At 35.5% G+C, this 23,448-nt stretch carries 24 protein-coding genes and 1 pseudogene; 16 read left to right on the top strand and 9 right to left on the bottom strand.

Annotated elements, in window-relative coordinates; translation table 11 throughout:
- Window positions 1–22: 22 nt before the first annotated feature.
- Both EUC40_RS23465 and glsA read right to left on the bottom strand, forming a co-directional pair.
- Window positions 23–364, bottom strand: a complete 342-nt coding sequence (locus tag EUC40_RS23465; protein WP_000766603.1) for a DUF3969 family protein — start codon at window positions 362–364, stop codon at window positions 23–25.
- 171 nt (window positions 365–535) lie between these two features.
- Window positions 536–1,465 (bottom strand): glutaminase A, encoded by a 930-nt coding sequence (glsA, locus tag EUC40_RS23460; protein ID WP_001149866.1) that lies wholly within the window; start codon window positions 1,463–1,465, stop codon window positions 536–538.
- 324 nt (window positions 1,466–1,789) lie between these two features.
- Here glsA and nagE point away from each other — a divergent pair, with 324 nt between their 5' ends.
- The 13 genes and pseudogenes from nagE to EUC40_RS23400 all read left to right on the top strand — a co-directional run bounded on the left by nagE (window position 1,790) and on the right by EUC40_RS23400 (window position 16,738).
- Window positions 1,790–3,283, top strand: a complete 1,494-nt coding sequence (gene nagE / locus EUC40_RS23455; RefSeq protein WP_156576724.1) for an N-acetylglucosamine-specific PTS transporter subunit IIBC — start codon at window positions 1,790–1,792, stop codon at window positions 3,281–3,283.
- Between the two features lie 263 nt (window positions 3,284–3,546).
- Complete coding sequence (locus tag EUC40_RS23450; RefSeq protein ID WP_156576723.1) at window positions 3,547–4,791, top strand: serine hydrolase domain-containing protein; 1,245 nt, start codon at window positions 3,547–3,549, stop codon at window positions 4,789–4,791.
- Window positions 4,792–4,876: 85 nt separating this feature from the next.
- On the top strand, window positions 4,877–5,692 hold the full coding sequence (locus EUC40_RS23445) for a sugar ABC transporter ATP-binding protein (RefSeq protein ID WP_071710452.1): 816 nt from the start codon (window positions 4,877–4,879) through the stop codon (window positions 5,690–5,692).
- 170 nt (window positions 5,693–5,862) lie between these two features.
- Window positions 5,863–6,264 carry an LSm family protein gene (locus EUC40_RS23440; RefSeq protein ID WP_071710451.1) on the top strand — a complete coding sequence of 134 codons (402 nt, stop codon included), beginning with the start codon at window positions 5,863–5,865 and terminating at the stop codon, window positions 6,262–6,264.
- 16 nt (window positions 6,265–6,280) lie between these two features.
- The gene (locus EUC40_RS23435; protein WP_000899464.1) at window positions 6,281–6,475 is read left to right on the top strand and encodes a hypothetical protein; all 195 of its coding nucleotides are present in this window, start codon (window positions 6,281–6,283) and stop codon (window positions 6,473–6,475) included.
- Window positions 6,456–8,036, top strand: coding sequence for a glycosyltransferase family 2 protein (locus EUC40_RS23430; protein WP_156576971.1), 1,581 nt, complete (start codon window positions 6,456–6,458; stop codon window positions 8,034–8,036). The genes EUC40_RS23435 and EUC40_RS23430 overlap by 20 nt, the downstream gene beginning before the upstream one ends.
- Window positions 8,026–9,270: a nucleotide sugar dehydrogenase gene (locus EUC40_RS23425; RefSeq protein WP_156576722.1), complete on the top strand. Its 1,245-nt coding sequence runs from the start codon at window positions 8,026–8,028 to the stop codon at window positions 9,268–9,270. The genes EUC40_RS23430 and EUC40_RS23425 overlap by 11 nt, the downstream gene beginning before the upstream one ends.
- The gene (locus EUC40_RS23420) at window positions 9,267–10,232 is read left to right on the top strand and encodes a UDP-N-acetyl-alpha-D-glucosaminuronate decarboxylase (protein WP_071710449.1); all 966 of its coding nucleotides are present in this window, start codon (window positions 9,267–9,269) and stop codon (window positions 10,230–10,232) included. The genes EUC40_RS23425 and EUC40_RS23420 overlap by 4 nt, the downstream gene beginning before the upstream one ends.
- Entirely contained in the window at window positions 10,225–11,769 is a 1,545-nt protein-coding gene (locus EUC40_RS23415; protein WP_156576721.1) for a glycosyltransferase family 2 protein, read from the top strand. Before EUC40_RS23420 ends, EUC40_RS23415 begins: the two co-directional genes overlap by 8 nt.
- Window positions 11,738–11,958, top strand: a pseudogene (locus EUC40_RS27365) (hypothetical protein). Before EUC40_RS23415 ends, EUC40_RS27365 begins: the two are co-directional and overlap by 32 nt.
- A gap of 152 nt (window positions 11,959–12,110) precedes the next feature.
- The gene (gene pflB, locus EUC40_RS23410; protein ID WP_071710447.1) at window positions 12,111–14,360 is read left to right on the top strand and encodes a formate C-acetyltransferase; all 2,250 of its coding nucleotides are present in this window, start codon (window positions 12,111–12,113) and stop codon (window positions 14,358–14,360) included.
- Window positions 14,361–14,427: 67 nt separating this feature from the next.
- On the top strand, window positions 14,428–15,159 hold the full coding sequence (pflA, locus tag EUC40_RS23405) for a pyruvate formate-lyase-activating protein (RefSeq protein WP_000238464.1): 732 nt from the start codon (window positions 14,428–14,430) through the stop codon (window positions 15,157–15,159).
- Between the two features lie 412 nt (window positions 15,160–15,571).
- Entirely contained in the window at window positions 15,572–16,738 is a 1,167-nt protein-coding gene (locus tag EUC40_RS23400) for a diglucosyl diacylglycerol synthase (RefSeq protein ID WP_071710446.1), read from the top strand.
- Window positions 16,739–17,103: 365 nt separating this feature from the next.
- Here the strand turns inward: EUC40_RS23400 and EUC40_RS23395 are convergent, their stop codons facing one another.
- The 4 genes from EUC40_RS23395 to EUC40_RS23380 all read right to left on the bottom strand — a co-directional run bounded on the left by EUC40_RS23395 (window position 17,104) and on the right by EUC40_RS23380 (window position 20,304).
- Window positions 17,104–17,223, bottom strand: coding sequence for a YfhE family protein (locus EUC40_RS23395; RefSeq protein ID WP_000358480.1), 120 nt, complete (start codon window positions 17,221–17,223; stop codon window positions 17,104–17,106).
- Window positions 17,224–17,333: 110 nt separating this feature from the next.
- Window positions 17,334–17,891 carry a GNAT family N-acetyltransferase gene (locus EUC40_RS23390; protein WP_000914737.1) on the bottom strand — a complete coding sequence of 186 codons (558 nt, stop codon included), beginning with the start codon at window positions 17,889–17,891 and terminating at the stop codon, window positions 17,334–17,336.
- A gap of 241 nt (window positions 17,892–18,132) precedes the next feature.
- Complete coding sequence (locus EUC40_RS23385) at window positions 18,133–19,263, bottom strand: amidohydrolase (protein WP_000698316.1); 1,131 nt, start codon at window positions 19,261–19,263, stop codon at window positions 18,133–18,135.
- 135 nt (window positions 19,264–19,398) lie between these two features.
- Complete coding sequence (locus tag EUC40_RS23380; protein WP_156576720.1) at window positions 19,399–20,304, bottom strand: TIGR01777 family oxidoreductase; 906 nt, start codon at window positions 20,302–20,304, stop codon at window positions 19,399–19,401.
- A gap of 81 nt (window positions 20,305–20,385) precedes the next feature.
- On the opposite strand from EUC40_RS23380, the gene recX reads away from it, so the two are divergent.
- Both recX and EUC40_RS23370 read left to right on the top strand, forming a co-directional pair.
- Complete coding sequence (gene recX, locus EUC40_RS23375; RefSeq protein WP_151623736.1) at window positions 20,386–21,198, top strand: recombination regulator RecX; 813 nt, start codon at window positions 20,386–20,388, stop codon at window positions 21,196–21,198.
- 9 nt (window positions 21,199–21,207) lie between these two features.
- Window positions 21,208–21,525 carry a YfhH family protein gene (locus EUC40_RS23370; protein ID WP_001057030.1) on the top strand — a complete coding sequence of 106 codons (318 nt, stop codon included), beginning with the start codon at window positions 21,208–21,210 and terminating at the stop codon, window positions 21,523–21,525.
- Window positions 21,526–21,589: 64 nt separating this feature from the next.
- On the opposite strand, the gene EUC40_RS23365 is transcribed toward EUC40_RS23370, so the two are convergent.
- On the bottom strand, window positions 21,590–21,742 hold the full coding sequence (locus tag EUC40_RS23365; RefSeq protein ID WP_000122093.1) for a YpzG family protein: 153 nt from the start codon (window positions 21,740–21,742) through the stop codon (window positions 21,590–21,592).
- Window positions 21,743–21,784: 42 nt separating this feature from the next.
- Window positions 21,785–21,943, bottom strand: coding sequence for a small, acid-soluble spore protein K (locus tag EUC40_RS23360; RefSeq protein ID WP_000517891.1), 159 nt, complete (start codon window positions 21,941–21,943; stop codon window positions 21,785–21,787).
- A gap of 122 nt (window positions 21,944–22,065) precedes the next feature.
- On the opposite strand from EUC40_RS23360, the gene EUC40_RS23355 reads away from it, so the two are divergent.
- Window positions 22,066–22,332 (top strand): YfhJ family protein, encoded by a 267-nt coding sequence (locus EUC40_RS23355; RefSeq protein ID WP_156576719.1) that lies wholly within the window; start codon window positions 22,066–22,068, stop codon window positions 22,330–22,332.
- Between the two features lie 25 nt (window positions 22,333–22,357).
- Here EUC40_RS23355 and EUC40_RS23350 read toward each other — a convergent pair whose 3' ends face one another.
- On the bottom strand, window positions 22,358–23,338 hold the full coding sequence (locus tag EUC40_RS23350) for a metal-dependent hydrolase (RefSeq protein WP_071710442.1): 981 nt from the start codon (window positions 23,336–23,338) through the stop codon (window positions 22,358–22,360).
- Between the last annotated feature and the right edge of the window lie 110 nt (window positions 23,339–23,448).

The following is a 23,448-nucleotide window of genomic DNA, read 5'->3' as shown; positions in this document are numbered from 1 at the left end:
AAAGCACCTACATAGGTGCTTTTTAGCGTATATCTTCAATTAATTGTTCTGACTCTTCATGCATACTGTATTCGCTTAGCACTTGGATGCAAAGCCATTTTAATTCCTCGATAGTATGCTCAAGTTCTTCAGGAAGCACATGATGAATGTCTTCAAGTCCCATCCCGAAATGAATAAGTTCAAGTACTTGATCATCGATGTTCCGATCCATTAATAGTTCAAGTACTTCTAAATTGAATATGTATCGGTGAGCTTCGTCGAGTGAAACAACTTTTAGCTTTAAGCTTTCTACAATACTCAATATAAAAAGGAGAATTGTTTTTTCGAGAACAGGCTGTTTTCCCATTTGAAATATTAGTTTCATCTTTCACACCTCCACATATAGCGCTAGGTTGTACTATATTATTCAGGAGGGGGGCGTAAATATGCATAATAAAGAGAAACTTTCAGTACTGTTTTTATAAGGTTACTGATGGTCGGTAACAATGAATTTTTCGTAAAAAAAATCCTGCTATATGAGCAGGATAAAGTCTAATTAAAAAATGCTCCAACCTTCTTGAGCAGAAAGAAGTTCAAGAATTTTAAAACCAGCGATACTATTTCCGTTTGCATCTAAAGCCGGTCCGAAAATTCCAATCCCCATTTCGCCTTTTACGCAGCCGAAAATACCACCAGCTACACCGCTTTTTGCAGGGATACCAACACGAATTGCAAATTCACCAGATTCATTGTACATACCGCATGTGACCATAAATGTTTTGCAGATTTTTGTAATATGTTTAGGGATAATTTGTTTTTTCTTATATGGATCATATCCATCCATTGCAAAAATTAAGCCAATACGTGCTAAATCGATGCAGTTTACTTCTACTGCACATTGACGAGTATATAAATCCATAAGTTCTTCAATATCACAATCGATAATTCCATTTTGTTTCATATAGTAACAAAGTGAACGATTTAAATATGCTGTCTCTAATTCTGAATTGGCAACTTTAGAAGAATAATTAATAGTAGGATTATCTGTTATTTCACGTACAAAATGAAGGATGCGCTCCATTTTTTCCTCGTTATCTTTTCCTGCTAACATACTCGTAATAGCTAGTGCCCCTGCATTAATCATTGGATTAAGTGGTTTGGAAGGGCTTGTTGTTTCTAATTTAATAATAGAATTAAATGGGTCACCAGTTGGTTCCATTCCAACTTTAGAAAATACATATTCTTCTCCACGATCTAAAAGTGCGAGTGCAAGTGTAATTACTTTGGAAATACTTTGAAGAGTAAATAGTGTTTGTGAGTTACCAGCATGGATATATTCTGTTTCTTTATGGAAAATGGCAATCCCTAAATCATCTGGATTTGCATTTCCTAGTTCGGGGATGTAAGTAGCAAGATTTCCTTTTTTTGTATATGGTTTTACTTGTTCTAACAACTGTTGTAAGTTGTTTGTTTCAATGCACTGCATAGTACCAACGCTCCTATTTCGAATTAACTAAGTTTACTTTTCCCGATATGCTCGGAAATAAATAATAACATGAAAAAGTGGAATGATAAAACGAAAGTTACATGTTATATAGTGGGTCTTTCGTTTTGATTATTCTGTATTAAAAAAGGAGAATTTTCCTTTTATATAACAGTTTGGAAATAGGAGATTTATCCATAAAAAATTCAAAAATAAAAACTACACATCTATACAACTATATGTTATTATGGTTATGTAAATAGAAAGCGTTTTCTAAGGCGTACTTATAATGATAACGATTTCATAAATTTGATAGGGGGAATTAACATGTTGCAGTTTCTACAACGTATTGGTAAAGCATTGATGCTTCCAATCGCCGTACTACCAGCAGCAGGATTATTGCTTCGTTTAGGACAAGATGATGTATTTAACATTCCTGTTATGGCACAGGCCGGTGCAGCAATTTTTGATAATTTAGCACTTATTTTTGCAATTGGTGTTGCAATCGGTTTGTCTATTGATGGTAGTGGAGCAGCTGGACTTGCCGGAGCAATCGGATATCTTGTTTTACAAAATACAACGAATGCTCTAAGTAAGACATATTCAGCAGTAGAGTTAAATGATAAATTAAAAAGTGTTCAAGATTTAGTCGGTTCAGTAGATCCAACTAAATTAGCAGATACAATGACAAAGGTTTCAAAAGCAGCGGCGTTAACGCCGAAAATTAATATGGCCATACTCGGTGGTATTATTGCAGGGGTTGTTGCTGGTTTACTATACAACAAATTCCATAAGATTAAACTACCAGAATGGTTAGGATTCTTTGCAGGAAAACGTTTCGTACCAATCATTACTTCAATCGTAATGCTTCTTTTAGGATTAGTATTCGGTCAAATTTGGCCAACAATTCAAAGTGGTATTGATGCAGTAGCACACGGTATCGTGAACTTAGGTTCAATTGGTGCTGGTTTATTCGGATTATTAAACCGTTTATTAATTCCAATCGGTTTACACCACGTAATGAACACATACTTCTGGTTCGTACTTGGTGACTTTACAAATGCAGCTGGCGATATCGTTCATGGTGATATTGCACGATTCTTTGCAAAAGATCCATCAGCGGGTATGTTTATGACTGGTTTCTTCCCAATCATGATGTTCGGTTTACCAGCAGCATGTTTCGCAATGATTGCAGCTGCTAAACCAGAAAAACGTAAAATGGTTACAGGTATGTTAGGTGGTCTAGCATTAACTTCATTCTTAACTGGTATTACAGAACCAATTGAATTCTCATTCATGTTCTTATCACCAGTATTATATGGTATTCATGCTGTATTAACAGGTCTGTCTCTATTTATTACAACAACTCTTGGCATTCACGATGGTTTCTCATTTAGTGCCGGGGCAATCGATTACTTCTTAAACTTCGGTATTGCAACAAAACCATTGTTACTAGCAGGAATCGGTTTAATTTACGCAGCAATTTACTTTGTAGTATTCTACTTCTTAATTAAGAAGTTTGATCTAAAAACTCCTGGTCGTGAAGATGACGATGAGTTAGCTGAAGATGGAGATGCACCAGTTGCAGGTTCAATTGGTGAAACTTACGTATTAGCTTTAGGCGGAAAAGAAAACTTAACAGTTATTGATAACTGTGCAACACGTCTGCGCTTACAAGTAAAAGATGCTGGTCAAGTAAACGAAGCAGCATTAAAACGTGCGGGTGCAAAAGGTGTTATGAAATTAAGTAATACAAGTGTACAAGTTATCGTAGGTACAAATGTTGAATCTGTTGCCGATGATATGAAAAAACACGTATAAATCGTGAGATGAGAGGATATCCCAAAAGACTGATAACATCAGTTTTTTAGAGGGTATCCTTTTTTTTATGTTAAGAATTTAACGGGAATCTTACTTTTGTAAATTTTCTTTTTCTTTTTTGTACATATAGGTTGGTAATCTGTTCAGTGCGTGATAAAGTAGGGATGACATAGAATAGAGTGTCACGAATCTATGAAAAAGATCTGGAATGAATCTTGTGTAGTGGAATTAAATTATCGGTAAATAAGGGGAAAAAAGCAGTCATGGATCAGGAAAGAAATAATGTGAATGGAAAAGCACGTCGGCCGATTGTATACATAAAAAGAACAATCATTCTCGTCTTACTATTTTCAATTGTATATTTCATGTATACAAAAATTGTTGCACATAATAAGAAAGAAGCAGCTTTAAAAGCTGCAGCAGAAATGAAAAAACAAGAAGATGTAAAAAAGAAAGAAGAAGAAAAAAAGAAGCAAGAAGCACAAAAACAAAAAGAGCAGGAAGAACAAGTGAAGCAAGCGCAAGCTGTGGAACAGCCTGCTGAGGGACCACCTCAAGAAATTAATGAAAACGCTCAATTGGATCAATATTTACAAAATGCAGGATTTAGCGGGACAGCTGTTATTGTGAAGAACGGGAAAGTTCTTTTGAATAAAGGGTATGGTATGGCGAATAAAGAGAAGCAAGTACCGAATAATTCGGAAACAACTTTCTATATTGGTTCTATTTCGAAGGCATTTGTAGCGACTGCTATTATGCAATTAAAAGATCAAAATAAATTAAACGTAGAAGATACGGTTGCAAAGTATATTCCAGATTTCCCGCAAGGTAGTGGTATACAGTTAAAACATTTATTAACACATACATCAGGAATTCCTGAATATGAGCAAGGAACAGAGGATATTTCTCATGAGGAATTAATAAAACGAATAGGAAAGCAAAAGCGTATTGGGAGTCCAGGAGAGAAATGGAAGTATTCCGATTCGAACTATTCGATACTTGCCTACATCGCTGAGAAGGTAAGTGGACAACCGTTAGAAGAATATATTAAACAACATATTTTTGCTACTGCGGGTATGAAACATTCTGGTTTCGGTAAAGAGTTAGAGCAAACAAGGTTCCCATCAACGGGTTATAAAATCGTAAATAACAATATGACAACACCTAATATTCCAAGTATGTCACAACTATATGGTTGTGGTGATATATATACGAGTGCACATGATTTATATTTATTTAATGAAGCGCTATTCTCTGGAAAATTAATTTCGAAAGAGAGTTACGATCAAATGTTTACAGCCGTCAAAAAAGATTACGGATTTGGCTGGTATGTAGATCCAGGAAGTTATTCGAATCACGGTGTAATGCCAGGGTGGAATTGCTTAAATGGATTTAGTAAAAACGGAAGTGTTTATGTCGTTTTATTATCTAACATTCAAAACAACATTAAATCGTTTGGTAAAGTGAATAACGACATCTATACGATGTTGCGAAATATTGAAGTGTAAGAGGCTATCCTTTTTGGATAGTCTTTTTTATTGAGGAAGTGTACGTGCAATGAGATAATGAAAAAAATGGAAAAGGGGGAGGGGTATGAGTATACATAAGCATCACGCACGTAATGCGAAACGCATTTTTTTTGTATCTGTCATTGCATGGATTATCGTTGCAATTGGACTAGTGATGGAATATAAAAAAGGGATGCTATTCACTTCGGAGAAAGAAAATTTAAAATTAATAGGTGTTGTACTACCGGCATTTGGATTATTAATATATAGTTTTATAGAAAAACGAAGATCAAAAATGCTCAAACAGGAAATTTATAATAGAGAGACTTCTGAGTTATTTGAGCAACAAAAATTTGTTGTTCGTAAAGAGGTAGGGGTATTTCAAGTAATAACGTACTTTGGATTAGATGGAAATACAGTAGGTTTTTTAAAAGAAGAGTATGATTTTGTTATTCAACGTGTATGGCAAGCTGTACTTTCTTTTCTTTTTAAGGGACTACATAAGCAACAATTTTATTTATATAATCATTCGGGAGAAAGATTGTTGCATGTTCAAAAGAAGACGGGAGTACGCAACTTTTATATTTTTTCGAATGTAGATGGAAAGAAAATTGGAGAGTTGAAACAAGTACTAAGTTTAACAAAGTGGGAATGGATCTTTTTAGGGGTGGATGGTAAAGCATTTGGTAAAGTGACTGGGGATCTTTCAGCAACAATGCAGAAAATAAACTGGCGAGATGGAACACATATTGATGTGAAAGAAGATGGTATTCCGTTAGAAGCTGTTAAGTATTTTTCGGCAAGTGGTGGTTCACTTGTTACAGCCTCTATAAGTGAACAGGCAGAATTACCACGAGCTGTTTATTACAGCGTTTCTGCCATAATTACAATTAAAAATTAAAATATATATAAAGATAGATGGGATACCATCTATCTTTTTTATGTGATTAGAAAAGATTGTTTCTTTGAAAAATGTATGCCTTACCTATCACAAAAAAAGTCTGCTTTGTATACATTAAGATGTATGGATGTAAATTTTTATACTGTAAAAAATAATAGGAGGAGAAGCATATGTGTCTGTTCAGAAAATATTGGCATAAATTATCCCGATTGTTTAATAGACAATTAAATTATTTTTTAGATGATAAGTTAATGCCTGCTGTGGAACGGCTTTTATTTTCACAAAACTTCGCCAGATTTATTCAAAGAAACTCTAAGCAAGCTACAGAAGAATTTATAAAATCTAGTCAATTTCAATCCATTATTTGTAACATTTTAAAAGAATGTAATACATCACCGTTTAAAGAAATTGCACAGCAGTATTTAGGTAAAAACGTAGAAATTACTGTGACAGTTGGCCAGTTAACTGGTGTAATTGTAGCAGTTGGTGACGATTTTTTAACGCTGCAAGAAGGAATAGGAACTGAAGTTTTATTACCATTTACAAGTATTATATCAATTAAAGAAGTGTAAGGGAGGAGAGTTATATATGTTATTTACTGATGAATTGCGTGACCATGTTGGTGAGTTAGTGCAAGTTGTGACAGCTGTAGAAATCGTTGCAGGCATTCTTTTATCTGTAACGGATGGGGCAGTTATTGTTCGTACTTCTCCTTCTTATGGCCCACCAGAGGATGTAGTTGTGCGTACTCCTATTATTGCTTATGTTCGCTTGGAAGGGTAAGAGTGATACAAATATGAGAGTATCAGTTGTTATTCCAGCGCACAATGAAGCAAGTACTTTATCACAAGTTTTAGTAGAAGTGGAGAAACTTGAACCGTATGAAATTATCGTAGTTGATAATGGATCAACAGATGGAACGAAAGAAATAGCGTTACAACATCATTGCCGTGTGATTCATTATAAACATTCTCTTGGCAATGATGTTGGGCGGGCAATTGGAGCTAGAGAAGCAAAAGGTGAAATTGTATTGTTTTTAGATGGTGACATCGTTATTGATAGTAAAGAGCTACAACGTTTCGTAAAAGGAATTCAGCAAGGTCATCAAATTGTTGTGAATAATTTAACATGGTCTGTTTATTTAAAGATGAGACCACATTATACGACAGTTGGAAAATGTATGTTGAATCGTTATTTGAATAAGAAAGAGCTTGTTGTTGGATCTTTAATCGCAATTCCACATGCGATGAGTAGGGAAGTTATTCAGACGCTTGGATGGTGGAATTTAGCAGATCCAGCATTATTTCAAGCGATGGTGATGTCTAGAGGAGTAGATATTGTCGATATGGCTTCGGTCGATGTAATTCACACAAATAAAGTTCGTCCTGTTCATACTGGTACATCACCTGGTTCTCCTTATCCGAAAGCGACTAGTCGTATTATGGGGGATCATTTACGTGCTCTGCAATACGTAATCGAAACATACGGTAAACGCGGCGGTTTTTCGGAGGGAAACAGGGATAGAGAGTTTATAGGGAAGTATAAACCAGTTTTATTGCAAAAGGGAAAAGCGAAATATAGTGCGGTTATACCAGTATCAGAAGAAAAAATGACTATAAGATCTGTTATACAAGAAGTGAAAAAAGCAGGAGTAGATGAAATTATAGTTGTTGCGAATGGAGCCGATGGAGCGACAATTGAACAAGCGAAGTCAGAGAATGTTATTGTTCTTGAATTTACGAAGGCGCTTGGACATAATGTAGCACGAGCGATAGGTGCCATGCATGCTACGGCAGATATTTGTTTATTCGTTGATGGTGATTTTGCTATTCCGGCAAAAAAACTAGTTCCATTTTTGCGTGCTATTGAAGATGGAAGCGATGTGGCATTAAATGATTTGCAATGTTTATTAGATATATTCCATCCCGCAGACCCAATCAGTATGGGAAAATATTTTGTGAATTTGGTAGCGAAACGACCAGATTTATGGAATAACTCATTAACAGCAGTGCCGCATGCTATGCATAAGAAGGTAATAGAGAAAATAGGATATGACTCTCTCATTATCCCGCCATTAGCGCAAATGAAAGCTATTTTGGAGGGATTTTCTATTATAGCAGTTGAATTTGTAGATGTTATAAAAACAAATCGAGTACGCCCAGAACAACATGGATTTGTAAATGGACGTATTCCAGCATTTGACCGTATTTTTGGTGATCAACTTGAGGCAATTGCTTATCTATTACAATATACAGACGAACGCGGGAGTTTTACAGATGGAGAGCGGGATAGAGATATTATTCAACGATTGAGAAAGGAAGAAAAGAATATAGATGAATGCTAGTAGTAAAGTAGCTATTATTGGATTAGGATATGTTGGCCTGCCATTAGCGGTCCATTTTGCAGAAAAAGGATATACAGTACTTGGACTAGATAAAGATACTAGAAAAGTAGAGTCAATTATAAAAGGAGAAAGTTATATTCCAGATGTTTCTTCTAAAGAGTTACAGAGGTTATTAACGAAAAATAGCTTAATAGTAAATACACCAGATAAAGGTGTTACTGAGTTCCAAACTAGTGATTATGTTATTGTGACTGTCCCAACCCCAATTAATGAACGAAGAGAACCAGATTTAAGTGCTCTCATTTCAGCTTCCCATTATATACAAAAAAATCTTCAAAAAGGACAAACCTTCATTTTCGAAAGCTCCACATATCCAGGCACACTTGAAGAAGTTATTATTCCTATTATTTCTCAAGCAGGCAAAAAAGTAGGAGAAGATTTCTATATTGGATATTCCCCAGAGAGAATTGATCCAGCCAATAGTCAATATTCAGTTCAAACGATTCCAAAAGTTATTAGTGGGCAAACAGAAAAGTGTAAGCAAAAAGTACAGGATTTGTATAGCACTATATTTGATGTAGTTGTTCCAGTTAGTTCTCCAAAGGTGGCAGAGATGTGTAAGTTATTTGAAAATATTCAGCGCTTAGTCAATATTTCCTTAGTAAATGAGTTAAACACCCTATGTGAAAGTTTAGGAATTGATTTTTATGAGGCACTTGAAGCTGCCTCTACAAAACCATTTGGATTTACCTCATATTGGCCGGGACCAGGGATAGGAGGACATTGTATTCCAGTAGACCCCTTATATTTTCAATGGAGAATAAAAAAGAACGGGGAAATGAGCCAATTAATTGAGGCTGCACATGTAATTAATGAAGAAATGCCAGAGAAAATAGTCCGGAAAGTAAAAGACATGGTGCAATCACCTACAACGGTTTTAATTGTAGGAATTGCGTATAAGAAAGATGTAAATGATTTGAGAGAATCACCGGCGTTACCAATTATTCAATTATTAATAAAAGAAGGATACGAGATAAAATACCATGATCCATATATTTCTTCTGCCGAAATTGGAGATAAGGTGTATCAATCTGTTTCCTTGGATGAGAAAACAGTTAAAGAGGCAGCGTGTATTTTAATTTTAACTGACCACTCGAATATAGATTGGAAGCTTTTTAAAGGAATGAAGCGAGTAATAGATACACGCGGAATTGTAAAGAAGGTGAGTGCATGAGTCAGAAATGTTTAATTACAGGTGGGGCCGGATTTATTGGATCTCATTTAGCTGAAGAGTTGGTGAAAAGAGGTTATGAAGTTACGATTGTGGATAACTTCTATAAAGGGAAAAATAAGTATCATAATGAGCTAATGAAAGAGATTCCGGTTATTCCAATCAGTGTTTTAGATAAAAATTCTATTTACGAATTAGTAAATCAACATGATGTAGTGTTTCATTTAGCGGCAATTTTAGGTGTGAAAACAACAATGGAAAAAAGTATAGAGCTCATTGAAACGAATTTTGATGGAACGAGAAATATTTTACAAGCAGCATTAAAAGGAAAGAAGAAAGTAGTCTTTGCGTCTACTTCAGAAGTATATGGTAAGGGCAAGCCGCCTTTCTCTGAAGAAGGGGATCGATTATATGGGGCAACTTCTAAAATACGTTGGAGTTATGCAGTTTGTAAAACATTAGAAGAAACATTATGTTTAGGATACGCATTAGAAGGCTTACCTGTAACGATTGTTCGTTATTTTAATATTTATGGTCCAAGGGCGAAAGATGGCCCATACGCAGGGGTAATCCCACGATTTATCTATGCGGCACTGCAAGGTGAAGATATTCTCGTATATGGAGATGGGAAACAGACACGCTGCTTTACGTATGTAAGTGATGCGGTAGAGGCAACGATTCGGGCAATGGATGAGAAGGTAAATGGTGAGATTATTAATATAGGTTCTGAGAATGAAAAGAATATAAAAGAAGTAGCAGAAGTAATTAAAAAACTAACGAAATCTTCCTCGAAAATTGTACAAGTTCCTTTTGAAGAAGTATATCCACATGGCTTTGAAGAAATCCCAAATAGAAGACCAGATGTAACGAAGTTAAGAGAACTCGCTCAATTTCAAGCGACAGTAACGTGGGAACAAGGATTGAAAGAAACTATTAAATGGTTTCGTGAAGAAAATAATGGTTAAGTCGCTATCGGTTATTATACCTGTATGTAATGAAGGGGAAACAATTTCAGATGTTATTCAATCGGTAAAACCATTAAACCCAGTAGAAATTATTGTAGTAGTAAATGGTTGTAATGATAGTACAGAAGAGGTTGCTGATCGTTTAGGATGTAAAGTAATCAAGTATACAGAGCTACTTGGAAACGACGTTGGACGTGCAGTCGGTGCAAAACATGCGATAGGTGATGTATTACTATTTATAGATGGAGATTTTGCTATTCCAACTTCAAAATTACAATTATTTCTTAATCCGATTTTATATGATCAGACCGACATCGTTTTAAATAATTTGGACGCATTGTTTTTAAAGAAACAAAAACCACATTCCATTACAGTATGGCGGCAAATATTAAATGCGCTGTTAGAGCGTGAAGAATTAAAAATTGATTCTGTATTATCTGTGCCTCATGCACTGACGAAAGAAGTCGTTCAAAGTATTGGATATGAATGCTTGGTTAATCCTATTGTGGCTCATTTGCGCATAGCACAAAGTAAATGGAGAATTAGTCGCCATTGTGCAATCGATGTTATTACGCCGAATAAATTTCGGCCGACTGAGCATGCTGCATATGGTACCGGTCTTTCTCAATCTGAAAAACGAATGATAGGTGATCATATAGAAGCTGTAGCAGAGCGAATAGTAGGCAGTGATGAGCGCGGAGGATATTATGATGGTAATAGGAAAAGAGATAGTGTTTATCATACGTTAGATTTTGAAGATTTTTATCAAGGATGGGGTGTTACATCTAAGTTATATAAAGGGAAACAATTATCTGTAATTATTCCCGTACAAGATGAAGAGAAAACAATTGGAACCGTTATAGAAGAGCTGCGCAAAATTGAACCTTTTGAAATCATCGTTGTTGTAAATGGTTCGTCAGATAAAACGGCAACCATTGCTCAAGACAAGGGAGCAACGACAATTGTATATAAAGAAGCGCTTGGAAACGATGTGGGGCGCTCACTTGGAACGTATTTTGCAAAAGGAGAAATTGTATTATTTATAGACGGTGATTTTGTTATTCCAGCGAGTGAGCTCTATCCTTTTGCGAAAGCTATTGCAGATGGAACAGATGTCGCATTAAATGATCTAGATCATTATTTAGATTTAAGAGTACCACTTCATCTTGTAACTGCATTTAAATATGCATTAAATTTAGCTTGCGATAGAAAAGATTTAGGTGTAGGATCGCTTATTGCAGTACCTAATGCGTTTAGCCGGACGTGTTTGAATGCAATTGGGTATAGGTCTTTACTGGCACCGTGCGTGGCGCAGGTGAAAGCCATTCTTTCAGGATTTGAAATTGCATGTGTAAGTCGTGTTGAGGTCGATAAGATGAACCGCATTCGCCTTAGTGAACATTTTGCAAAAATAGGTCATCCACCAGCTGTAATCCGAATTATTGGAGATCATATAGAAGGGTTAGAGCAATTAATTGTATTAACAGATAGTCGTGGTGGGTTCCATGATGGAAATAGAAAAAGAGATGTTTTATAGGATAACAAAAAAAGTGTACAACATATGTACACTTTTTTGCTCTGTTATAAAAACTATAACAGATTAGGAGATAAGAGTATTACAGATCTACAATGGGTATTGTTCTTATATTACAAAATAGGACTCGTATATAAGAATACCAAAAAAATACAATTAAGGAAAGGGGTAATTTTAAAGACTTTTAAATGAAGTTAACACTATGTGTATAGTAGTTTGCTCAACATTTCACAAACATGTCACAACTATTTCGTTCACCTTCGTAAAAAAGTAGTATTCTAAGTGTGTAAGCTGTTATATAAAAAATCTTAGTCCTGTACTAATCAAAAATGGAGGAGATTAGGATGACTCAAGTATTAGAAAATGTAAAAAACGCGTGGGAAAACTTTAAAGGTGAAAAATGGAAAGCAGAGATTGATGTTCGCGATTTCATTTTAAATAATGTAAACGTTTACGAAGGAGAGGAATCTTTCTTAGCGGGAGCAACTGAAGCAACGAAACAACTTTGGGATCAAGTAATGGATTTAACAACGAAAGAGCGTGAAAACGGTGGCGTTCTTGATATGGATACAAAAATCGTTTCTTCTATTACATCACATGATCCAGGATATTTAAATAAAGATATTGAAAAAGTAGTCGGTTTCCAAACTGATAAACCATTTAAACGCTCTTTACAACCATATGGTGGTATTCGTATGGCGGAACAAGCTTGTGAAGCGTATGGATATGAAATGGATAAAGAACTTAGCAGTATTTTCAGAGACTGGCGTAAAACGCATAATCAAGGTGTATTTGATGCATACACACCAGAAATGAAAGCGGCTCGTAAATCAGGTGTTATTACTGGCCTTCCAGATGCATACGGACGTGGACGTATTATCGGTGACTATCGTCGCGTAGCGTTATATGGTATAGATCATCTAATTGAAGCGAAAAAAGCTGATTTTAATTTAACAGGAGGTGTAATGAGCGAAGATACAATGCGTTTACGCGAAGAGTTATCTGAGCAAATGCGTGCACTTCAAGAATTAAAACAGATGGCTGCTTCTCATGGATTCGATATTTCTAAGCCAGCTACAAATGCACAAGAGGCGTTCCAATGGTTATACTTTGCATATCTTGCAGCAATTAAAGAGCAAAATGGGGCAGCAATGAGCCTTGGACGTACTTCTACATTCTTAGATATTTACATTGAAAGAGATTTAGCAAATGGTACTTTAACAGAAGAAGCAGCGCAAGAAATTGTTGACCATTTCATTATGAAATTACGTCTTGTGAAATTCGCAAGAACACCTGATTATAATGAACTATTCTCTGGTGACCCAACTTGGGTAACTGAATCTATCGGTGGTATTGCTTTAGACGGACGTCCGTTAGTAACAAAGAACTCATTCCGTTTCTTGCATACATTAGATAATTTAGGACCAGCTCCAGAACCAAACTTAACAGTTCTTTGGTCTAAACAATTACCACAGAACTTTAAAAACTACTGTGCGAAAATGTCTATTAAAACATCAGCAATTCAATATGAAAATGATGACATTATGCGTGCTGACTACGGCGATGACTACGGAATTGCTTGTTGTGTATCTGCAATGAGAATTGGTAAACAAATGCAGTTCTTTGGCGCACGTGCAAACTTAGCAAAAGCATTACTATATGCGATTAACGGCGGTAAAGATGAAAAATCTAAAGCGCAAGTTGGTCCAGAGTACGCACCGATTACTTCTGAAGTATTAGATTATGAAGAAGTTATGCATAAGTTTGATATGACAATGGAATGGTTAGCGGGTCTATATTTAAACACATTAAATGTTATCCACTACATGCACGATAAATATAGCTACGAACGTATTGAAATGGCACTTCATGATACAAATGTTCTTCGTACAATGGCAACAGGTATCGCGGGTCTATCTGTAGTAGCAGACTCTTTAAGTGCAATTAAACACGCAAAAGTAAAACCAATCCGCGATGAAAACGGTATTGCAGTTGACTTTGAAATCGAAGGAGATTTCCCTAAATACGGTAACAATGACGACCGTGTAGATGAAATTGCTGTAAAGCTTGTGAAAACATTTATGAACAAGCTTCGTAAGCATAAAACATACAGAAATTCTGTTCATACAATGTCAATCTTAACAATCACATCTAACGTTGTATACGGCAAGAAAACTGGTAACACTCCAGATGGTCGTCGTACTGGAGAACCATTTGCACCAGGTGCGAACCCAATGCATGGTCGTGATACAAAAGGTGCATTAGCTTCACTATTATCTGTAGCAAAATTACCATATGAAGATGCACAAGATGGTATTTCTAATACATTCTCTATTATTCCAAAAGCACTTGGTAAAGAAGATGATGTACAAGTACGTAACTTAGTATCTATGCTTGATGGATACGCAATAAAAGAAGGACACCATTTAAATATTAACGTATTTAATCGTGAAACATTAATGGATGCGATGGAGCACCCTGAAAAATATCCACAATTAACAATTCGTGTATCTGGTTACGCTGTTAACTTTATTAAATTAACTCGTGAACAACAAATTGATGTAATTAACCGTACAATGCATGAAAGCATGTAAGTGAAAAAAGCATCCCTCTGCTTGTTGTAAATAGCAGAGGGGCTGTTTCAATAAAGGAGGAAGTAACATGGTAAAAGGAAGAATTCATTCTGTAGAGTCTTGTGGTACTGTTGATGGCCCAGGGATTCGTTATGTCATATTTACACAAGGGTGTTTATTACGTTGTCAATATTGTCATAATGCTGATACGTGGGAGATAGGTAAGGGAAAAGAAATAACAGTCGAAGAAGTAATGCAGGATGTGACATGTTACCTTCCTTTTATTGAAGCTTCCGGAGGCGGTATAACAGTTAGTGGTGGAGAGCCGCTATTACAGCTAGACTTTTTAATTGAGTTGTTTAAGAAGTGTAAAGAGGCTGGTATCCATACAACAATCGATTCTTCTGGTGGTTGTTATTCTGAGGAACCAGAATTTCAAAATAAGCTAGATATATTAATGGATTATACAGATTTAGTTTTATTGGATTTGAAACATATTGATTCCAAAAAGCATCGTAAATTAACAGGAAAACCAAATGAACATATTTTACAATTTGCTCGTTATTTATCGGATAAAAATAAACCGATTTGGGTGCGACATGTATTAGTTCCTGGTATTACTGATAACGAAGAGGATCTACAAAAATTATCTAGCTTTATTCAAAGTCTGTCTAATGTTCAGAAAGTTGAAGTGCTACCATATCATAAGCTTGGTGTATACAAATGGGAGGCGCTTGGACATAAATATCCACTTGCAAATGTGGAACCACCTACTGAAAAAAATGTAGAAGAAGCGAAACATATTTTACAAGCAGTCTAATCCAAATATTGGGTTAGGCTTTTTGCTTTCTTTACAATAAAACCTAGAGTATATATATTGAAAAGAGTATACTGAAAATAGAATATCCATATTTTTGTAAGGAATAAGTGGAGAAATTTACATAATTGTAAAGGGAAATCAAAATAGTAAAAAGAATTAAGAAGTAAAAGAGTGAGTATCATGGAATAGAGAACACTTGTAAGTTATTGCGAAAGCTCTTATAGGAAAGTATAATGTAAAGATATGAGCACAGATAGGATTAAGGGGTCAATCTTATATGCTTTGCATATCCACGACAGGTACATAGCTGAAAGTGAAATATTAGAATCTGTTTATGTAGTTTTTAAGGAAAATGTTTTTCCTATTGTCGTATATGCAATATGGAGAAACAATAAGCTAGGAGTGGATTTGTTTGATAAAAAACCCCAAGGTTTTAATATTAACTGCACATTACGGTAACGGTCATGTGCAAGTAGCGAAAACATTAGAACAAACATTTCGCCAAAAAGGAATCGAAGATGTAATTGTATGCGATTTGTTTGGAGAATCACATCCAGTTATAACCGATATTACAAAATACTTATATTTAAAAAGTTATACAATAGGAAAAGAATTATATCGCTTGTTTTATTACGGTGTAGAAAAAATTTATGATAAGAAAATAGCATCTTGGTATGCGAATTTTGGAAGAAAACGTTTGAAATCACTTTTACAAGCAGAGAAACCGGATATTGTGATTAATACCTTTCCAATCATAGCTGTACCAGAGTTAAAAAAGCAAACAGGTATTTCAATTCCTGTTTATAACGTATTAACGGATTTTTGTGTGCACAAAATATGGATTCACCGGGAAGTAGATCGTTACTTTGTAGCAACTGATCATGTGAAAAAAGTTATGATTGATATTGGTGTGCCGGCAGAGCAAATTGTTGAGACGGGCATCCCGATTCGTAGCAGTTTTGAGTTAAAGATAAATCCAGACATTATATATAATAAATATCAGTTATGTAAAAATAAAAAGATTTTACTAATTGTAGCAGGTGCTCATGGGGTGTTAGGGAGTGTCAAAGAACTATGCCAGTCATTTATGTCAGTACCTAATTTACAAGTAGTTGTCGTTTGTGGAAAAAATGAAGCTTTAAAACAAGATTTATTAGAGCTGCAGGAAGAAAATTCGGATGCATTAAAAGTATTTGGTTACGTTGAAAACATTGATGAATTATTCCGTATTACTTCTTGTATGATTACGAAGCCAGGCGGTATTACGTTAAGCGAAGCAGCAGCGTTGCAAGTACCTGTCATTTTATATAAGCCTGTTCCAGGACAAGAAAATGAAAATGCGATGTACTTTGAAAGAAAAGGAGCTGCAGTTGTCATTCGTGATGATAGTGAGGTTTTTGCAAAAACTGAGGCGTTGTTACAAGACGATATGAAGCTGCTCCAAATGAAAGAAGCAATGAAAGGTATTTATCGTCCGGAGCCAGCCGGTCATATTGTGGATGCAATTTTGGCAGAAAATCATGCAGAACCGAATCATATACCAATTAAATCACCTGCTCTTGCAGAGTCGTTTACTTAATATGAAACCCTCTTTTATATGTTTAAAGAGGGTTTTTTGTTTTTTAGATGGAATAGTAACTTATCCACAATGGGGATTACGCTTTCATTAAACAGTAAAGTCGGAATATTAACAACTATATCCACATTGTCCACAGTTTTCAGAAAAATATCCACAATTCTAACGTTTGATAGCTAGTACAATATATAAATTTGTGAGGGGTTTACAGAATTTATTCACAATTCTATAAAATATGTGGATAACGTTATCCACATAAAAAAGGTTCCTTATAAATAAGGAACCTTTTTTCTACTCTATCACGTAGAAAAAATATGTAATGAGAATGAATAATTAGGGGGGAGAACTTCTAATTATTCATTCTCACTTTAAATACTTTTCGAGCGATAACCCGCTGCGCGATCTGCTTTACGAAATTCTCGTTGGTAAAGAACTTCTTGTGTACTAGATAATGCATTTTTTGCTTTGTCACGTTTCTTTTTATCCATTACAAATCACCTCGTGTCTTAAAGTCACTATCTATCGTTTCCAAAGACATGGGGCGATATACGTATATAACAAAATGTTAATGATTAATTATTTTTTCTAAAAATTTAGATTATGCTTCTTTTAATTGGTGAGCATCTTGGAATGTTGTATCGCGCATTGTAGCAAGCGTATATTGATCTTTTGGAATTTCGTACAAGTTATATACTTCTTCATTCGCGTTAATTTCATCATAAACAGCTTTTCTTGTTTCGTTTGCTAGATTTACATATTGCAGTTTTTCTGCAGCTTTAATAGAACGAATATTTATTTTGCGAATACGCATAAAGATTGTTTCAATATCTAATTCATAGAAAAGTTCGCTGAAAAATGAATCTTTCGCCAATTTGTTATATCCTTTTCCGTGGTAAGGTTTGCCAAGCCACGTTCCAAGGAATCCGGCTTTTTCTTGCACATCAAATAAAGTAATTGTTCCGATGGGGTTACCCCACTCATCTAAAATTGTGCGTGAAATTAACTCTCCGCGCTCTTCAGCTTCAATTGTTTGTTTCGTTAAAAATAAATATTCTTCATAAGAATAAGCCTTTTGACGCACAAAAGGGAAGACAGCTGGATCCACCATTAACTCGTATAGAACGTGGCTGTCGTGTAAGTCGCGTTTTTTCAACATACTAACTCCTCCTCACACGAGGGTAGCATGACGAAAAAACACCCCACCCTCGAAATTTTTATATCAATCTTTAAAAAATTTCGGGGTGGGAATCGAACCCACTAGAACCAGTCTATAACGCTGGTGGCGCACCATTTGCCTTCCCCATTCATCAATTTGAAAATGATAATCACGACACAAATTGATTATGGTTTCATTCAGTTTATAATCGTATAATACTTTATCTAGTCAAAAAAATAAACTAGTTTTTTTTATTTTTTTTGTAAATTATTTTTCCATCAATCATAGTTAGTACAGGCTTGGCTAAATAATGGAAAGGATGGTGAGTCCATAACACGAGATCAGCGTCTTTTCCAACCTCAATGCTTCCAATTCTATCCTCTAAACGCAAATTTCGTGCTGGGAATATAGTGATGCCCTCCAATGCAGTTTTTTCGTCTAACCCTTCCCTTACTGCGACAGCGGCACACACATTTAAATATTGAATGGGTGTATAGGGGTGATCTGTTGTTATAGAAACTTCCACTCCGTTTTTTGATAATATGTGGTAAGTATCCCATGTTTTGTTTTTTAATTCGATTTTAGAACGGCGTGTAAGAGTGGGACCAACTGAAACCTTCAAGTTGTGTTTCGCAAGTTCTTCAACAATAAAGTGTCCTTCTGTACAGTGTTCAATACGTAAATCAAGATTGAATTCTGTTGCAAAGCGTAGAGCAGAACTAATATCATCTGCTCGGTGAGCGTGGATACGTACGGGTATTTCGCGGCGTAATGCTTTTAAAATAGGGAGCATTCGAAAGTCAGCTTCATGCCCGTAGTGCTGTGCTTCATAAAATGATTCCCGAAGTAACCCCATAATCCCCATACGTGTTATCGATTCTTTTGTTCCATTACTATGGACCTTTTTAGGGTTTTCTCCAAAGGCAATCTTTAAACCAGCAGGTTCTTGAATAATCATATGATCAATACAAGTTCCAGCTGTTTTTATTACACAAGTAGTGCCCCCGATAATATTTTGACTTCCAGGCATAACGTGGACAGTTGTAATTCCATTTTGTACAGCGTCTTGAAAGGCAATATCAAAAGGGTGGATTCCGTCTAAAGAACGGATATGTGGTGTTGAAACTTCAGATGTTTCATTTGCATCATTTCCAGCCCAACCAGTTCCTTCATCATAGAGACCAAGATGAGTATGGACATCAATAAATCCAGGTAAGAGATGAAGAGCTCGTGCATCTATAATGGTCATATCTTGAGTAGGCTGAATAAAAGGTTTGACCTCGGTAATTCGTTCTCCTGTAACAAGCACATCGCCTTGAAACTTTTGGGATGTAATAGGATATACAATGGCTTGTTTGAGCAATATCTTCATAGGTACCCCATTTCTGTTACTTTACAATATTAATGGAATGTAACTGGAAGGTTATTTGTGTAGTAATGCTCCGAATTCTAGAAAATGAAAGTTTGGCAGGGGATAAACTCCCTGTAAAACTGTATTTTAGAAGTACTACATTGTATGCGAAAGTATATTTTGTAATGCATGGTTTACTGTTGGAAATGTGTATTGATACCCATATTCAATTGCTTTAATAGGTAATACATGCTGCCCTTCTAGTACAAGTATACTCATCTCACCAAGTAAAGCTTGAAGTATAAATGAAGGGACAGGTAGCCAATGAGGTTTTCCTATTACAGTAGCAATGGTTTCGCCGAATTCCTTCATTCTTATAGGTTGGGGAGCTGTAATATTAAAAGGCCCGTCAATTTCTTCTTTGTGTATGATGAAATCAATCATACGAACGACATCGTCTATATGAACCCATGATAACCATTGGTTTCCAGATCCAACGGTACCTCCGATATAGAATTGATAGGGAATTAACATTTTTGGAAGGGCTCCGCCGTCTGCACCTAATACGACTCCAAGTCTGGTGTAGATTGTTCTTATTCCAAGAGAACGGGCTTTAGATGCTTCTTGCTCCCACAAATATACCGTATTTGCTAAAAAATCATTTCCAGGAGCCTCGTGCTGTTCTGTAAAAGTTTCAGTTTCAGATGTTCCATAATATCCAATAGCGCTTGCGTTAATGAATGTGTGGGGTTTCGCAGTGAGTGTTTGTAATTGTTTAATGAGTCCTTTTGCTGTTTGAATTCTACTGTTTAAAATTGCTTCTTTTTGTTTCTTTGTCCATCTACTATTAATAGATTCTCCAGCTAAATTAATAACTACATCGATAGAGGAGAGTGGAAAAGTGTGTAAATCCGGTGTCCATTGTACGTATTGAAGATTAGGAGATGAAGTTTCAGTAGTTTTTTTACGAGTAAGAATGTAAACCGTATATCCTTTTTGAATAAAAAAAGTAGAAAGGTATTTACCGATAAAGCCGGTACCACCAGAAATTGCGATTCTCACAATTATTTCCTCCTCATTATATATATTCTTGAAAAGCAAAAACGTTCCTTGACTATGTTAAAATAATAGAGAGGTGAGAGTATGGCTGTCATTACAAAAATAGAAGTACAAAAACGATCGAAAGAACGGTTTAATATTTATATTGATAAAGGTCAAGGTGAAGAGTACGGGTTTAGTGTGAATGAAGTAATCTTATTAAAACACGGATTACAAAAGGGCTTAGAAATTGATGAAATAGCGTTAGGAAATATTTTGTACAATGAAGAGGTACAAAAAGCATATTTACAAGCAATCTCTTATTTATCCTATCAAATGAGAACGAAACAAGAAATAGAAGACTTTTTACGAAAAAAAGAAGTGGGACAGGCCATCATCTCTGAAGTCGTTTCGAAATTATTACATGACCGATATATTAATGATAAAGAGTACGCCATTTTATATACGCGAACGCAAAGTAATGTGAACAGAAAAGGCCCAACTGTTATTAAAAGAGAGTTGTTAAATAAGGGTGTTCAGGATTTAATTATTACACATAGTTTGCAAGAATATCCGAAGGAGAAGCAAATTGAAAATGCTTTATCTCTTATAGAAAAGAAGAAAAAATCTTATCAAAAGCATTCTTTTTTACAAATGAAGCTAAAGTTAGACGAGATGCTTGTTCGTAAAGGATACTCTAGAGATGTAATTCAAATTTGTTTGGAAGAATTAAAAGACGAAAAAGATGACGAAAAGCAACAAGAAGCGTTACACTATCATGGGAATAAATATTATGAGAAATATAAGAAGTATGATGGATGGACATTCGAAAATAAGATGAAACAAGCGCTATATCGAAAAGGTTTCTCTATTGATGAGATAGAGATATTTTTGCAATTGAAACGTGAAGAGGGATGAGGGAATAGGATGAATATGCCAAAACGCTACAGTGAAATGACACCACATGAGCTAAGGGAAGAAATTGGGGTTCTGAAGGAGCAAGCAATAAAGGCTGAGCAACTTGGAATTGTGAATGAATTCGATGTATTAATGAGAAAGATGGCAATGGCTCGTGCTTATATGACTGATATAAACAAATTTCATATTGGTGAGACGTATGAATTAGTAGAAGAACCTGGTATATTATTTGAAATTACGTATTTCAATGGGGTATTTGCTTGGGGACATAAGCAAAATGATAATGAAGAGATTGGAATACCAATTTCTTTATTGCAAGAAAAATAAAAACCAGAGAGCGAATATCTCTCTGGTTTTCATCTTTGGTAGGCGTTAAAGGAGATAGGAGAATCTAAAATTGGCGTTTTTTACATTCGTTTGCCAATATAATGAGAGACTGGGTCTGTTGCGTCTGTCCGTTAACTTGCGCTTTTGCATGTTTCGGACGAGTCCACGTATGGTTAAATAATTCAGAACGACTATCTAAACGATCACGGTAGCTCATCTTTATCACCTCGTGTAGGAAGTTAATTTAATTTAATTTGTACTACTCTTCCTGCTGATTTGCAGCACGCATACGTTCTTGTGGGTGCGTGTTAATTGTGCCGTTAGGTCGTTTCGAAGCGAAGCGTGATTTCGCTTTCGGTTGACCATCGATTTTGCTGTTGTTTTTTGACTCAGACCAAAATTCGGCTTGTTTACCCATTGCGAACGCCCTCCTCATCATCAGTTGATACCTCTTTAAGAAGTATCACTTATAGAATGTGCAAAATAGAAGAAACTATCCTTTAGAAATGAAGGGATAAATAGGTAAAAGGAGATTAGGATATGAATGATATGTATGAAACATTAACGAAAGAGTTATTAGATAAGAATGACATGCTCTCTTACGGACAAGCTCGTGCATGGGTTGAATTACTGTGGGAAGATTTTCAAACAACTTATGCGAAATCAGGTCGTTACCAAGGTGATGAAATGACTGAACAAGTGGTACGAACATGGATTAATAATCATGGAGCGCGTCTTCATGAAATGCGTACAAATAATCCGAAGTATAGCCATTTAATTAATCAAGAAGATCATTTAAAACATTAAAAAAAAGCGACTTGAGTCGCTTTTTTTAATGGGGAAGTAAATCCAGCTTCTTTCGAAGTTTTTCTTCACTAAAAATCCATCCTGTATAGGAACTAATAATATTCAAATTGTGATCGAGCTGAACGATTGCGACGAATGGATAATAATCTTTACTTCGATATCGCAAATCAATGAATCGCACTTCGTAATAATGATCGTAATCGAAAATATCCCAGCGATATACAGGGGAGAAAGATAGGAATGCTGAGATGTTTTCATCTTGTTTAGCGGCGCGCATAATAGCATTATCAGGGAACGGTACTCGATCGAATTTATCGTATATCATGATATTGCCACGATGCCATCTAGCAACGTAGTAAGAATCGTTTGTGACGATTGCTAAATGGTAATGATAAAATCGGTAAGAAGGAGAAATGATTATCTTCTCAACGTTATTGAAACGTTTATATACGACGCTACGTATATTTCTGTGCATCATAATTCGTCCAATGTAGTAAACGATCATCAATATATATGCTGCTAAGGCAGTATACCCTTTATGGGAACCTACGAGCATGCAAGCAATTGCAAGCATATGGATAAAGAAAATGACAGTATCAAACGTATTGATTATGCCGAGCGCTACCCATTTTTTTGTAAATGGCCGTAATGCTTGTGTACCATAAGCATTGAAAATATCTACAAAGACATGAAGAAAGACGGCGATAAATGACCAAAGTAGTAGATGAAGATATGGAGCGTTTGAAAAGAAGGCGAAAGAGATGCCACTTATAAGGAATGACCAAAGAATCACTGCTGGAATGGAATGAGTAATCCCGCGATGATTTCTTATATATTTAGCGTTATTACGTAATTTTAAAACTGTATCGATGTCAGGAATATTGGAACCGGCAATTGTAGCAAGCATAACTGCTTGTGGTCCAATATCACTTTGTGCTATGGCTGGATCTAATGTTGCCAAACTGCCTAGAGTAACGCCCATAACAAGGTGAGTGGCTGTGTCCATAGAAATCCACCTCCGTTTTTTATTAATGTAACTCTTTTTATTCGATACCTCAAGTCCTTTGCCTTCTATTTCCTATGTCATCTTACTTAAATTTTTTCCTAAAATCTTTA

Source organism: Bacillus luti, assembly GCF_009739945.1.
Classification (GTDB): domain Bacteria; phylum Bacillota; class Bacilli; order Bacillales; family Bacillaceae_G; genus Bacillus_A; species Bacillus_A luti.
Note: the sequence above shows the minus strand (reverse complement) of the source record. Positions and strands in the feature narration are given on the sequence as shown.